The 12,952-nt window shown below is 39.0% G+C and carries 14 protein-coding genes, 1 tRNA gene and 1 pseudogene; 9 read left to right on the plus strand and 7 right to left on the minus strand.

Going from position 1 to position 12,952, the window contains the following annotated elements:
* Positions 1 to 66 precede the first annotated feature (66 nt).
* The gene (locus MHH60_RS20270; protein WP_076136662.1) at positions 67 to 1,542 is read left to right on the plus strand and encodes a glycosyl hydrolase; all 1,476 of its coding nucleotides are present in this window, start codon (positions 67 to 69) and stop codon (positions 1,540 to 1,542) included.
* Between the two features lie 72 nt (positions 1,543 to 1,614).
* Here MHH60_RS20270 and MHH60_RS20275 read toward each other — a convergent pair whose 3' ends face one another.
* A complete protein-coding gene (locus tag MHH60_RS20275) occupies positions 1,615 to 2,103 on the minus strand; it encodes a PH domain-containing protein (protein ID WP_076128858.1) in 489 nt (162 codons plus the stop codon).
* A gap of 117 nt (positions 2,104 to 2,220) precedes the next feature.
* Between MHH60_RS20275 and MHH60_RS20280 the strand changes: the two genes are divergently transcribed.
* Positions 2,221 to 2,781 (plus strand): hypothetical protein, encoded by a 561-nt coding sequence (locus MHH60_RS20280; protein ID WP_076136664.1) that lies wholly within the window; start codon positions 2,221 to 2,223, stop codon positions 2,779 to 2,781.
* A 215-nt stretch (positions 2,782 to 2,996) separates the two neighbouring features.
* Entirely contained in the window at positions 2,997 to 3,332 is a 336-nt protein-coding gene (locus tag MHH60_RS20285; RefSeq protein WP_076128863.1) for a YolD-like family protein, read from the plus strand.
* On the opposite strand, the gene MHH60_RS20290 is transcribed toward MHH60_RS20285, so the two are convergent.
* Complete coding sequence (locus MHH60_RS20290) at positions 3,329 to 3,493, minus strand: hypothetical protein (RefSeq protein ID WP_172628852.1); 165 nt, start codon at positions 3,491 to 3,493, stop codon at positions 3,329 to 3,331. The two genes, MHH60_RS20285 and MHH60_RS20290, sit on opposite strands and share 4 nt — an antisense overlap.
* A gap of 117 nt (positions 3,494 to 3,610) precedes the next feature.
* Here MHH60_RS20290 and MHH60_RS20295 point away from each other — a divergent pair, with 117 nt between their 5' ends.
* The 3 genes from MHH60_RS20295 to MHH60_RS20305 all read left to right on the plus strand — a co-directional run bounded on the left by MHH60_RS20295 (position 3,611) and on the right by MHH60_RS20305 (position 5,093).
* Entirely contained in the window at positions 3,611 to 4,297 is a 687-nt protein-coding gene (locus MHH60_RS20295; protein ID WP_076136666.1) for a M15 family metallopeptidase, read from the plus strand.
* 75 nt (positions 4,298 to 4,372) lie between these two features.
* Complete coding sequence (locus MHH60_RS20300) at positions 4,373 to 4,849, plus strand: WGxxGxxG-CTERM domain-containing protein (protein WP_076136668.1); 477 nt, start codon at positions 4,373 to 4,375, stop codon at positions 4,847 to 4,849.
* Between the two features lie 158 nt (positions 4,850 to 5,007).
* Positions 5,008 to 5,093: transfer RNA gene (locus tag MHH60_RS20305), tRNA-Leu, on the plus strand.
* Positions 5,094 to 5,255: 162 nt separating this feature from the next.
* Here the strand turns inward: MHH60_RS20305 and MHH60_RS20310 are convergent.
* The 3 genes from MHH60_RS20310 to MHH60_RS20320 all read right to left on the minus strand — a co-directional run bounded on the left by MHH60_RS20310 (position 5,256) and on the right by MHH60_RS20320 (position 6,898).
* Positions 5,256 to 5,450: a hypothetical protein gene (locus MHH60_RS20310; RefSeq protein WP_076136669.1), complete on the minus strand. Its 195-nt coding sequence runs from the start codon at positions 5,448 to 5,450 to the stop codon at positions 5,256 to 5,258.
* A complete protein-coding gene (locus MHH60_RS20315) occupies positions 5,447 to 6,616 on the minus strand; it encodes a site-specific integrase (RefSeq protein WP_076136671.1) in 1,170 nt (389 codons plus the stop codon). The genes MHH60_RS20310 and MHH60_RS20315 overlap by 4 nt, the downstream gene beginning before the upstream one ends.
* 81 nt (positions 6,617 to 6,697) lie before the next feature.
* On the minus strand, positions 6,698 to 6,898 hold the full coding sequence (locus MHH60_RS20320; protein WP_076136673.1) for a helix-turn-helix domain-containing protein: 201 nt from the start codon (positions 6,896 to 6,898) through the stop codon (positions 6,698 to 6,700).
* Between the two features lie 540 nt (positions 6,899 to 7,438).
* Between MHH60_RS20320 and MHH60_RS20325 the strand changes: the two genes are divergently transcribed.
* Positions 7,439 to 9,382: a hypothetical protein gene (locus MHH60_RS20325; RefSeq protein WP_076136675.1), complete on the plus strand. Its 1,944-nt coding sequence runs from the start codon at positions 7,439 to 7,441 to the stop codon at positions 9,380 to 9,382.
* A 155-nt stretch (positions 9,383 to 9,537) separates the two neighbouring features.
* Positions 9,538 to 10,623, plus strand: a complete 1,086-nt coding sequence (locus MHH60_RS20330; protein WP_076136677.1) for a hypothetical protein — start codon at positions 9,538 to 9,540, stop codon at positions 10,621 to 10,623.
* A gap of 101 nt (positions 10,624 to 10,724) precedes the next feature.
* Here MHH60_RS20330 and MHH60_RS20335 read toward each other — a convergent pair whose 3' ends face one another.
* On the minus strand, positions 10,725 to 11,954 hold the full coding sequence (locus tag MHH60_RS20335; RefSeq protein WP_076136678.1) for a stalk domain-containing protein: 1,230 nt from the start codon (positions 11,952 to 11,954) through the stop codon (positions 10,725 to 10,727).
* A 215-nt stretch (positions 11,955 to 12,169) separates the two neighbouring features.
* On the opposite strand from MHH60_RS20335, the gene MHH60_RS20340 reads away from it, so the two are divergent.
* Positions 12,170 to 12,517, plus strand: coding sequence for a helix-turn-helix domain-containing protein (locus MHH60_RS20340; RefSeq protein WP_076136680.1), 348 nt, complete (start codon positions 12,170 to 12,172; stop codon positions 12,515 to 12,517).
* Here MHH60_RS20340 and MHH60_RS20345 read toward each other — a convergent pair.
* A pseudogene (locus MHH60_RS20345) lies at positions 12,514 to 12,803 on the minus strand (JAB domain-containing protein); the annotation flags it as partial. The gene MHH60_RS20340 and the pseudogene MHH60_RS20345 sit on opposite strands and share 4 nt — an antisense overlap.
* Positions 12,804 to 12,952: the final 149 nt, after the last annotated feature.

The following is a 12,952-nucleotide window of genomic DNA, read 5'->3' on the forward strand; positions in this document are numbered from 1 at the left end:
CTGAGTTCATGTCACTATTGTCCCCATACTATAACTTAAAAAGATTTAAAAGGATGGTGAGAATAGATGGAGCAGCGGATTATTCGTCAGATGGTTGATTCAGCATCAAGGTTCGTGGGCGATGTGCAGTGGCAGATGGCTTTTCGCAGATTACAAATGGCTCCGGCGGATTCGGGGCTGTCGTCCTCGGCTCAGCTATTGCTGAATACCCTCTATTACTTGCAGGGAAAGGGTGTGATAAGCGGCCAACATGATTATTTGGAAAGTGCAGACGAGCTCATGGAGAAGCTTAAAAATACCAGCGGGCAATATGCTGCGCTGCATGGCTACGAGCTGGGCGCAATCAATAATCAGTCACAGGCTCTAATTGACAATCAACGGAATTGGGTCGTCAGCAGTGCGATACGCTGGTCTAGGGCCGGAGGGATCGTAACGATGTGTTATCATGCTGCATTACCGGGGACAGCGCCAACTTGGGGGAATGTAAATACGAGCCTAAGCAATGCTGATTTTGATAAATATATAACCCCAGGTACCACCCAGTATAATGCTCTGTTAGCTGATCTGGATAAGATAGCCCTGTCGCTGAAAAAGCTTAATGACGCAGGGGTTCCTGTACTTTGGCGGCCGTATCATGAAATGAATGGTGGATGGTTTTGGTGGGGGCAAAAGAGCAATTACGCTGCATTGTGGAACCTTATGTTCGATCGTTTTACCAATTATCATAAGCTGCATAATTTATTGTGGGTCTGGAGTCCAAATGCAAAAAATCAGTGGTGTGATGAGCCGGCAGAATACTATCCGGGCAGTGATAAGGTAGATGTGCTGGCACTCGACATTTATGACGCGGATTTCAAGATTAGCCATTATGATAATTTATGGGATCTGGGTCGTGGCAAGCTGATTGCGATTGGTGAGAATGGAGAGCTTCCGTCTGCTGAACTGTTGTCCAAAACGCAGCCTAAATGGTCATATCAGCTGACGTGGGGGAAACTTCTCTATGAGAAGAATACCGATGCTGTGATAAAAGCTTTTATGAACGACAAAATGCTATTCACACGAGAGGAGTATGCTGCTGAGGCCGCCGCTTTCGCTGCTATCGGGGATAGTGTGCTGGAGAGTGGACTCTGTGGGCAATACTACAATAACATGACGCTTAGCGGCACACCTGCACTGATGCGCACGGATGCCAATATTAACTTTTCATGGAGACAAGGTTCGCCTGATCCTGCCATTCGTGTAGATGCGTTCTCTGTGCGGTGGAGTGGGAAGCTGACGGCAGCTTTTAGCGAAGTTTATACCATTTATTCCTACTCTGATGATGGGATACGGGTATGGATGGATGGCAGGCTAGTCATTGATAGTTGGGTGAATCAGAGCGGCCAGGAACGAAAAGGGAGCATAAACCTGATTGCAGGTAAGCCGTATGAAATAAAGGTGGAGTATTATGAGAATGCGGGCGACGCCCGGGTTGTTTTGCAGTGGGAGAGTCCGAGCCAGACCAAGGGGGTTATCCCAGCGGGGGCATTTTATCTTCCTTAAAAAAGATACTTCAAGTGTACAAGCGCAAGCAAAAAGCCCCGGTTTTCCGGGGCTTTTTTACGTATGAACATCTTAAATTTGCTCGCGGTAGCTAATGTTGTTGGCGATCTTCTCGTCACGAACGGCTTTGCGCAGAACATCTTTGACGGTTTGGGCATCATGGATTTTTCGAAAAAGAAGCTGAGGCGCTGAGGCATCATCAGAAAATACAGTTAATGACCCAATGCCAAGCATCCGGTCCATGATAGACTGTTTTACGGATAAATCGCGTACGCGCAGTAATTCGATTTCTTCAACATTTTTACCGATAAGTCCGGTCTTTACCATAATACGCTGACTTGTAATGGTATATGAAGTTGTGTTAAGTCCTACGATTCCTTTGAGTCGATCCGAGATGCCGGCAGGTTTGCCTTTCCAGAGCACGACTTCTTGAATGACATGATTATCTACTGCGGGTCGATGAGCGGTTACTGGAGCGGTACCGTCAAGGCTGGTTCCACATTCTCCACAAAATTTAGCGCCCTGCTTGTATTCCGCTCCACAGGTGGTGCAATAAGGCATAAATACTCTCCTTTCCTGATCACAATTAAAATAATTATAACATAACAGTCATTTTACATATATTTCATTTGCGCTTTACACAAACCGACATTATCCTGTTAAGTGGAGGGATAAATAATGAAAAAAGCTTTACTAATAGGAATGCTGATGATGACTGTCATCCTTAGCGCCTGCAGCAATAATTCAACTTCATCGGCACCTGCCACGAAGGAAGAAGTGCAGGAGACCGTGCAAAACTTCTACAATGAAATGTCTAAACTTGAAGAGTCGGGAAAATCTTCTTTAGCGGAGTTCAATGAAGCCATTGCGGGTTATTCAGCAGGAGAACTCACGGACAAGCAGTTGGAGAAGAAAATTAAGCAATTCCAGAGTACCGCAACTGATTTATCGAATCAAGCCGAGAAAGTAAAAATTTCCTCCAGCTTGCCTGAAGACATTCGTAAGTTGCTTGAAGAGTCTAAAATTTCCTTTGAAAGTGCTTATTCTTTAAAAAAAGAGGCTTCTCAGGGCGCAGATTCCGCAAATGTTACGGCTGAGCAATTTAATGAATTGAATCAAAAGGCTGATATAGCGATGTTGTTCGGTATCTCCAAGCTTAATGAGGCAAGAGAAGCAACTGGACTTATAGATTCCGAAGGTGAAGCTACCTCGGTATCTGGAGATGTTGTTCAAGAATAAATCAAATCAGGCGCTGTGCAGTTTATCTGTCAGCGTCTTTTTGCTGCGAATTTTAGCTTGAATAGATATACATTATTATACATCTTCTAGATAAAATAGAGATTCCGAAAAAGGTATCTTTTTCCTGATTATTGATTAATATGCGAAGATGCGGATATAATACAAACATACGTTCGTGTTCAGAGGAATAGATATATAATTAAGGAGGGGTTACCATGGGCAAAAAGCTGGAGAAAAACGGGCTGTGGGAAAGCAGCCGCATGATGCTGCCGGAGCATAAGATAAGAATTATAAGAGATGAACGGGAAACGCTGCGCCGCATCAAGCCTATTCTGGATGAGCAGAAGTTGGAGGAGATCGAATGTACACTGGCTTTGTCGTTGCGGAGTCATGTACGAGTGACAGTTGTTCTTTTTGACCCTTTTGAAAATACGATGCTAAGTGGTTTTGTGACTTCCATTCACACCCACTCGCGTGAGTTTAAGCTGCAGTGGGCGGAGGAATGGAAGTGGATCGATGTGGATGATATTGTCGAGGTCTACATCGTTTAATGCTGAGAACCGCTGCCTTCGCTTTTCTCATAAGCGATTAAGGTAACTGTAGGGTTACCGGTCAGATGTGCAATGGAAGCTTCAGCATTCCGAATAATTTCCAGTGCTTCTTCCTGTTCACTAAGGGCTGCCACTTTATAGCTATCGCTATGGATATCCATATGTCTCCCACCTTTCGTTAAATATTTTGTCCTTTTTTGTGGAAATCATCCTAAGAGGGACAGGGGTACAGGCAAATAGGGCAAAGGGATCATTGAATATACCAAAGGGGTGATTCTATGCTGACTTTGGAGCAATTGAGGGAAAAATCCGCGGCGCGTCTGGTCGGGCTTCATCCTGTCTTGGCGGCAGGTGCGAATGTTTTGATTCAGCAAAGCCATGCGAGAGGAGTCCCTATCGTTATTACTCAGGGTCTACGGACCATTGCTGAGCAAAATGCTTTGTATGCGCAGGGTAGAAGCAAGCCGGGGCCGATAGTTACCAACGCTAAAGGCGGTACCAGCTATCATAATTATGGTCTTGCGTTTGATTTTGCGCTTTTGCTGCCGAATGGCACTAGCCTTTCTTGGGATATCAATCGTGATGGTGATAAGGATAAGACAGCGGATTGGCAAGAGGTTGTACAGGAGGCTAAACGGCTTGGTTTAGAATGGGGCGGAGACTGGACTTCTTTTAAAGACTATTCACATCTGCAGATGACTTTCGGTTTAAGTATAGATCAACTTCGGGCAGGTAAACGTCCAACGACGGACCAAGCCAAAGAGGCTTTAAAAAAGATTACCGGAGGGGATGATCAGGTGAACAAAGACGTTACAGTGACCATTAACCTAAACGGCCGTAAGCTTACCGATGGCGTTCTCGATACCGGAATAACCTATGTGCCCATACGTGCGCTGGCTGAGGCACTTGGAGCAAAGGTTACTTATGATGCTGTGACCAAGACAGTTAATGTAGTAAAAGAGTAAAACCATCATGCATAGACAGTGCCGTCCAAGGGGAAATTATCAGTGATAACTAACCTTAAAGGGAGGCATAACACTGTGAACAAGCTGATAACAAGCCTTGCATGCGGTACTGTATTATCAATGAGTCTAATGGGAGCTAGCTATGCATCAAATGCCGTGGGATCAGCAGCGTTGGGCGGTATCCCAGCCGCGAATACCGGGATGGATGGTACTGCGGAACACACTCGGATGATGAACACGGAAGGCAATCTAATGAACGGCACAACCGGAACGCTGAATCAGCATGAGAGCATTATGAAAGATAAGATCCGCATCGATGATAATTACAGACCTAACAACTACAACACCAATAACTACAATGACACCCGGAACAACTACAGAACCAACAGCACTGTCAACCCGGCAACCAACACCACACAGACCGGCAAATACCGTGCAACTAGTACAACAACGAATGCTGCAACTAACAAAGGATCTAACTGGGGCTGGCTCGGTCTGCTTGGACTTTTGGGTCTTGCCGGAATGAGAAGCAGAAGTGACGAGCGCAGATAATCCACGTCAATAATAACCCGTGTCGGTTCTGGCTGAACGGGTTATTTTTATTGTGAATAATTTTTTTCGAAAAAGGATTGCGCGTTATCGATATTCATGATATTATATTTCTTGTCGCGTTATATGTGAACAACGTATGAAGCTTCAACACATAATATGCCGGGGTGGCGGAACAGGCAGACGCACAGGACTTAAAATCCTGCGGTACGTGAGTACCGTACGGGTTCGACCCCCGTCCTCGGCACTAGAAGAATAAGGGTTTCAGCTCATTAGAGCTGGAACCCTTATTTGTTTTTAAACGGTTTTGCTAACATTTTGCTAACGCCGCTTCTTTTTCGTGTAGATTCGAGGTTTCCGATACGCTCGGAATGATGTCTGACTTGACTTCGTGATGAGCAGTTTTTGCTCAGACTCTGCGTTCGAGGATTCTGTCACGTTCCATCCTCAGTCGCAGGATTTCAGCTTTAATGACTTCTTTAGGGCAAGGTAAAGTATTCTTGTCGCTGTACTCCAAAGCAAGCTTTACAGTGACTCTGGCTATGTCCAGCAGTGCGGAATTGATTGTAGCATCATCTAATGCTCGCCAAGCTGTGTGCTTCATTGAGATGCTTCCTTTGCTTTTTTGGAAAATAGATCGTTGATCTTTTGTGCCGTATCTTTTTTAGTCTCCATGTCGATGTGCGTATAGGTATTGGCTGTAATGCTGATAGTCGAATGCCCCAGCCATACCTGAATTTCTTTCAGGCTTACGCCATTTTTAATCAAGTAGCTGGCTGTCGAATGCCTGAGATCATGGAACCTGATATGCGGCAATTCATTCTTAGCGAGTATTTCCTTGAATTTATGATTCAGATATTCAGTCTTCATGGGACTGCCATCAGGCCAGCAGCATACAAGACTACTATCGACGTAATCTTTGCCATATAGCAACTTGTTTTTCTTCCGCTGTTTCTTTAGATGTAATAAGTAATCTTCAAGTTTTTCCATCAAAGGTAGAATGCGCTGACTGCTTTCGCTTTTAGGTTTCTTTACGACGACCTCTTTGCCGTACTTTACGCGAACCTCTTTAATCGAAATTGTCTTTTCTTCGAAATTAATGCAATCCCACTTCAACCCAAGTACCTCAGAACGTCGAAGGCCATAATGAGCCGCGAGATATACTGCTGATTCTATCGGTGTACCCAAACAAACCTCAAATAGCTTTTCGAGTTGTTCGACAGTGTAGTAGTTGGCATTGAACTTCTCCTGTTTTGGAAGTACGATTCGATCAGCGGGATTAAACGGAATCAAGTTCATTCGCACTCCAAATTTCAATGCACTCCTGATATTGGCGTGGTGTCTTCGTAATGTTTTAGCCGATAATCCTTTTTTGCCTGTCGTTTGATCATCTTGATATTTTGTTTCATAATATTTTTGCAGATGCATGGGTTGTAATTCTTGTAGCAATACATCATTCTTACTCTTAAAGTAGGGGATGATATGCTTTGTTACAATCATCTCATAACCTTCCCAAGTCGTTTCCTCGACCTCGCTTTTAATAACGTTATTAAGCCAATCTAACATGAATTCAGTAAATTTGAGTTTTCGCTGTGGCTGAACGAAACAGTTGTTGTCTATCCTCGTAAGCGTTTCTCTCAAAAACTTCTCAGCATCTGATTTTTTCTCGCACTTGGTATTAATCCATTTTTGCTTCCGCTTTCCGGACTCGTCCTTTGTTTCGACAATTATATACCAGTATTGATTGCGTTTACATAAGCTGCCTTTCATGTGCCTCGACCTCCAATAGTTTTTTTGGAAAATGAAAAAGACAGGAGAGTTATTGCCCCTGTCTGTGAAACTGCTATTTGATTACATGTATTTAGAAGATTCCATTTGAGCCTTGCTTAGAATATATTCTTTTACACTTAGTATTGGAATTCTATACGTATGTCCAATTTTAATAGATTTAATTTCACCAGATTTTAGTAACCTATACGCAGTATTTCTGCCGATCAATAATATATCTAAAAGATCTTCAACTAAAATAACTTCTGGATAATCATTTAGCATCAAGCTAGTCACCTCCTGTTCGTGGTAATAATATATATTTGTCTGTTTCGAGAGTACGGTTCTGAGATCGTTATCCCGTACCTTATGTTATTTGTTCATGCCTGGCGTTGTTATTTGGCGCCTTTCTTAGTTAGTGTTAGTGTGTCATGGACTTCAAAAACATATCAAGTTATAGTAAAAATACGGATTTTCAAAAGAAGATTCGTGCATCTGTAATTGAAGTGAAATGTATACGATAACATATCTACAGATGTAAATATTATCCGATTATCTCAATGTAAGATGATAAATTATTTATTACTCACGCGACAAAATAGGAACTGTGTCACTATAATCCGATTCAGTTATTTCATAAACGACATACAACTTAGTTCAATGCAATTTAGTTTTGTTTGAATACGGTGCATATATTGGATAATGTTGAGTGTTCTAAAAAAAGTTGATTTTATTGTAATAATTTATATTAAAATGTGATAGTAGGATGAAATTTTATTGAAAATCATCGCAAAATCACTTTTTTATAGAAAAGGAGATTTTAATATGAGAAAAGAGTTAGATGAATCTTCCGTACAAGAATTAATAAATGAATTCAAAAGCAAATACTCCGATAATGAATTTGACTTAAATGAAAACGGAGAATTTTGCATTATCAAAAACCAGAAGTTGAAGGCGATAGCGAACTTTAGTCTTATTCCAAAGGGAACTGTCAAAAATGTAGATGGGAAAACAGATTCGTATCTTTTTATGGGACTGATATTTGATGGTCAAAAGACTACGGTTTTGCCTGAAATAGAAGTGCTGAATAAGGATATAGCAAGCAAGAGTTGGTTGAGCAATCAGATACCACTAGGTATGTTTAATATGAGCGAAACAAAGGGATATCAGTTATTTAAGCAATTTATTCTTAGATCTCAAAGTAAAGAATTGATGGATGTTTTTGATGTTAAAAGATCAGGATGGCATTACGTGGGTGAGAAATGGGTGTATGTACATAGTGGAGGAATAATCGGTGAAACAGATAAGAGTATAAGGTTAATAGAAACGGAATCAACTTTGAAGCTTAACAATGGAATTACATCAAAAGAAGCGTTTTTGGGAAGTCTGGACATGCTGAATATCTGTGATCCGAAGCTGACACACGCCCTTTTTTCACTAGTACTGGTGTCAGTTATAACATCGCCGTTAATCCAAAATGATTTAGCTCCTAAATTCAGTATGTGGATCGAGGGGAGATCGGGAATGGGGAAAACAAGCTTATCGAAAATGTTTACTCAGATCTTCGAGAGTCTCAAGCTTGTTCATGTATATGATTTTAAGAAAGACTTAAATAAGAACATTATGAATAGAGACTGTGTTTCAATCTTCGATGATTACGGTACTTCGAAAACAAAAAAGGTTGCTGATTTAACAAATGAAAAAATAGAAAAACTGATTAGAGATATAGGTGATAGGGAAGTAACATCATATTTTACAGTTCGTCCTGAAGGTATGGTACTTTTTACTGGCGAGAAATTCATTACCATGGGTAAAGTTGATATAGCATCATCCGCTGGACGAGTTGTACGTGTTCAAATGGATAATTTATTTGATAAAAAGCAAACTTCAACATATGATCCATTGAAGGTAGAAAGATTTAACAGCTCTAAAGAAGGTAGCTTTTTGTCTACAAGTATGGCTAGTTATTTGAAGTGGATGAGTGAGAAGTTGAATTCTCATTTCTTCGAAAGTTACCGTAGAGATTTCGAATATCATCGAAATTACTATTCAACAGAGTCGAATATACATAGTAGACAAAAAGACAATTTTGCTCATATGACGGTTTCATTTAATTTCTACTTGGCATATGGTTTGGAGAAGGGGTATATAACGCCTGAAGAAAATGCTGTTTATGGCGAGAAGGCTAAAAACGTATTCTTTGAGTTACTGAAACAGCAGGCAGTTTCACCATTTGATCCGGACGTTCAAATATTCCTAGATGCACTTGAAGACTTAATTGTACAGGGGGATATCACTGTAATTGTCAAAGGTATCCCTTATATGAATCAAGGTGAAGGTGAAGTATTGGGGATCGTAGATGTATCTGATAGAACGTTAAGTTTAGCATGGCAACCTGTGTATGATATGGTCGTTAAACATATTTTGGTCCAAACTGATAACTCGGAATTCATAAGTGATATAAAACTTGGAAAGTTATTGAGGGAAGCCAATCTAATTTACAGATCGAATGACCGAGTGACGAAACCAGTAACAGGATTAAATAGTCGCGCTATTCAATTTATTACTAATAAGTTTCCTGCTTTGATTGAGGAGATTATAGAAATTAATAAAAATAGAAGCTTTAACGAACTACTTGATGAATACTCTAAAGATTATGAGAGTAATAACCGTAGAGATGAGGAGAAGGAAAAATACAAGGGAAATAAAAGAAAATTGGATAAGTTAAAGTCCAATATTTTTGAGAATAGAAAATATCTGAGGGACTGAGAGGGAACGATCTCTTATACGTATATATTATCTTTTAATATTTATATATTAATTAACTAGGGATATATACGAGATTTTCTGATTCTAGTTAGAGTTGTATTGTTTTTAAAAATGCGCATAACAAAAACCTAATTCAATGAATGGAGGTTTTTGTTATGCAGCATACAGTTCATATGTTTTGTAAACTAGATTATCATTTTTACTCATCGTTATTTAAAGTCTTGCAAGAATTATCGAATATCAAGCACAAAAAGTTTTACCGTGAGAAGGACGGTACTTATCATTGTCACTTGCTTCTGGAGGAGACAGGAATTAAATTAATTCTAAGAAGCTTAGAATATGAGGAAGGTTTTAGTTATAAGGCACTGGAGATTATAATGAATCCCATGAGGCTATTGGATGTAAATGACTACCTTCAATTGGCTAATATGGAACAGGCAAAATCCATTTATGATGCCTTTAAAATAGCTTTTGTCCCGATAAAAGAGAAATTTGAAAGTAAAAAGCGTAATCGACAATTCAAATTTAAATTACATCAGTTAGATACCTATAGTTTTAAGAGAGTGGATTTTGCAATCAATTTTTATACTGAACATATCAAACTGTATATGAAATTGATTAAACGTGCCAACATTCCTAATGGTTTTCAACTGTTTTTAAAATATAGACCATCAAGCAAGCGTTATGAACCGGCTGAACACAGTTTTTATATTTTTAGAACTAGCAAGTCAAATACCAAGTCAAGGGCGCATATAACTTTGAATATTCAATGTTATGATAAAGGTGAGCAACTAAAAGAAAATAATTTGCCTTGTGAAGATGAAAGGGCCAATTATACAATTCGCTTTGAGGTTCAGTGTTATTATAATAAAGTGTATAGAATTATGAAGAAAAATCAATTGAGCAAACAAGGATTTTCTCAGTTTCTACAGGATGATCTTTCAGATAATGAACTTATAAAATACTTTAAAAAAACCATTGGATTTGGGGATTACTACACTTTATCAAAAGCTAAAGGGATCATCGAGAATAAAAAAATGCAAATAAGATTGAAAGAATCTTTGATAGAAACACTTGAATTAGTTAGTAATAAAAGAGGGATTTGGAAGGCGAAGGAATCTGTCGAAGACAGAAAAGAATTCGATAAAAATATAAAAAAGTTACATGATCTTGGAATCAACCCTGTAACTATCCCTGTAACAGAACGGCTTGACTTTTTGCCCTGCTTATTTAAAATTTAAAATAAATATAATGCCAGCACATAATTTTATAGTGCTGGCATTTGATAATAATTGTCTTATAAACTAATGAAAACATCTAGCCATCATCTTAGTTATAAAATTTAGTGGCCGGAGCTTTCAATAGTGACCGTTCGAGCCTCTAACCATTGATTTGTTTTGTACTTAATTCCGGTAACTAAGCCCCAAAACGCTTCATCCCCGTTTGGAACCAGTATACTTTTAGAGTCCCAATATACTAAAATTTTAGTGCCGTTAATATCTTTTACAGATCCACTAAAAATGCCCTCTGCAGAAACTATATCTCCTATATTAATCCTAATCCCTTTCTTATCTAATGGGTCAGTAGTATTGTATGTAACCTCTGCTTGATCAGTCTTTCCAGTAGTATTCTGCTGCTCTTTGTATTTAAAGTAACTAGTATATGAATTAGGAATAGTGTCGAAGTCACCATAATAAATTCCAGCTGTTAGATTTGCTTTGTCCCATCCTATTTGGAGTCCTAAATTTTCACTTACAAAACGTAAAGGAACCATTACTCTTGAATCAACGATTTTTGGACCAACATCAAGAGCTTTTTCTACACCGTTTACAAGCGCCTTTGTTTTACCAATCCATATGTCAACCTTCTTATTGAAAAGTGTAATAGAGGCTTTTTGTTCTTTTGCATTCCATACAGTAGACCCTCCAAATTCAGATATTATTGCGGCGATAGGCAGCAAAGTCCTTCCATCCTGCATCACAGGAAGACTACCTCCTTGGGGATCAAGCTTTTTAATTTCTTCATTAACATACATCCAGGGGTCGTTCACTTTTATTAGGATAACTTTATTGTTCTTTTTAATATCCTCCGCATATTCTTTCGTACGAATGATAATTCGGTCCGTATAAAGGCTAACTGTTGTACCTTCGCCGAGAATATCTTCAAAAATAAATGCTGGCATAAATACTTTGTTGTCATCTAGAAAAAGCTGTTTCCGACTAATATCAATACTACCCTTAACAGTTTTGCATTCCTTATCATATATAGTAACTTTGCTTGATAGTTTAAACTCATAGCATGATTCTCTAAAGGTTATTTGGGATGTCTCGTACGCTCCAATACGGCCTAGATAAGTTTCTTTAGTGTTTGAATCCATCGCACTAAGTATCTCAGCAACCGGAAAATAATAGATTCCGTAATCGTTTTCTGGGTTAGCTATTTTACCTATAGTTTTTCCGTTGTACTCATAAATGAATTCTGAATTTCTTTGAGCGCTCACACTAGGAGCAATTAAGACAATAATCAAAATTAAAGAAACGAATGTCATACAATATTTAATTGATTTGTTCATTACTGAAACCCTCTTTCTTTAGAATTCATTTCTCATTAAAGATCCTCTGTCTTTATAAATAAGTCTGATGGTAAGCCTCCTTCCTAAACATCGGTGTATTTAGAGTCAAATTCCATATTCGAGCCTCAAATAAAGCTTACAGCATATTTTTTGAAACTACCAGTGTATTAATTAACTTTTCCTTTTTATCTAGTCTTAAGAAGGAGGCGTTAATAATGGACAATACTTTATTAGGTGCTCGTTTGCGCCAAGAGCGACAACGATTAAATATGACTCAAGAGAAACTTGCGGAAATGGTAGATATTTCTCATGCTTACTTAGGGCAGATAGAACGTGCTGAACGATCTGTAACTCTTGATACCCTTGTTAGACTTGCTAATCAACTAGGGGTTACAATTGACGATCTTCTTCATGAATCAATTGAAATGAGTGATGAGTTTTATGCGAACAAGATAAATAAGCTCTTAAATAATCGCTCGATTCAAGAACAGAAAATGGCGTTAGAGATGTTAGAGTTAATGTTTTTACATCTTGAAGATATTTGCTCGGGCAAAACTGTTTAAATTAATCCCTGTTCTTTGAGACTCACAAAACTATTACCGGAAATAATGATATGATCAAGCACTTCTATACCAATAATTTCGCCAACTCTCACTAGTCTTTTTGTTAATTCAACGTCTTCGAAAGATGGAGTCGAGTCTCCACACGAATGGTTATGAGAGCAAATGAGAGAGGCACTACAGCGTTTGATTTTAGTCCTGAATATTCTCTAGGATGTACAACAATGGCGGTATTTAAAGGACCTATTGATATATTCTTCTATGAAAACACATGGTTTTTAGTATTGAGATGTTGTAGAGGATAGCTGTCATCTGTCAGGCCGCTCTCTTAAGGATTCAGATATCAGTTTCTTTAATTCCTCATTGTAGTGGTGATTTATAAAATATCCTCCTAGTAATATTTTGTAGAAAACAAAGAGCCGGACACGATTAAATGTG

Origin of the sequence: Paenibacillus sp. FSL H7-0716 (assembly GCF_038002705.1) — a bacterium.
Taxonomy (GTDB): Bacteria; Bacillota; Bacilli; order Paenibacillales; family Paenibacillaceae; genus Paenibacillus_AQ; species Paenibacillus_AQ odorifer.

Bases quoted from the DNA above. Each gene is read 5' to 3' on its own strand.
- MHH60_RS20285 (WP_076128863.1), top strand. From the start codon at position 2,997: ATGGGCAAAAAGCTGGAGAAAAACGGGCTGTGGGAAAGCAGCCGCATG.
- MHH60_RS20280 (WP_076136664.1), top strand. From the start codon at position 2,221: ATGAAAAAAGCTTTACTAATAGGAATGCTGATGATGACTGTCATCCTT.
- MHH60_RS20335 (WP_076136678.1), bottom strand. From the start codon at position 11,954: ATGAACAAATCAATTAAATATTGTATGACATTCGTTTCTTTAATTTTG.
- MHH60_RS20330 (WP_076136677.1), top strand. From the start codon at position 9,538: ATGCAGCATACAGTTCATATGTTTTGTAAACTAGATTATCATTTTTAC.
- MHH60_RS20320 (WP_076136673.1), bottom strand. From the start codon at position 6,898: ATGCTAAATGATTATCCAGAAGTTATTTTAGTTGAAGATCTTTTAGAT.
- MHH60_RS20325 (WP_076136675.1), top strand. From the start codon at position 7,439: ATGAGAAAAGAGTTAGATGAATCTTCCGTACAAGAATTAATAAATGAA.
- MHH60_RS20340 (WP_076136680.1), top strand. From the start codon at position 12,170: ATGGACAATACTTTATTAGGTGCTCGTTTGCGCCAAGAGCGACAACGA.
- MHH60_RS20275 (WP_076128858.1), bottom strand. From the start codon at position 2,103: ATGCCTTATTGCACCACCTGTGGAGCGGAATACAAGCAGGGCGCTAAA.
- MHH60_RS20315 (WP_076136671.1), bottom strand. From the start codon at position 6,616: ATGAAAGGCAGCTTATGTAAACGCAATCAATACTGGTATATAATTGTC.
- MHH60_RS20310 (WP_076136669.1), bottom strand. From the start codon at position 5,450: ATGAAGCACACAGCTTGGCGAGCATTAGATGATGCTACAATCAATTCC.
- MHH60_RS20290 (WP_172628852.1), bottom strand. From the start codon at position 3,493: ATGGATATCCATAGCGATAGCTATAAAGTGGCAGCCCTTAGTGAACAG.
- MHH60_RS20295 (WP_076136666.1), top strand. From the start codon at position 3,611: ATGCTGACTTTGGAGCAATTGAGGGAAAAATCCGCGGCGCGTCTGGTC.
- MHH60_RS20270 (WP_076136662.1), top strand. From the start codon at position 67: ATGGAGCAGCGGATTATTCGTCAGATGGTTGATTCAGCATCAAGGTTC.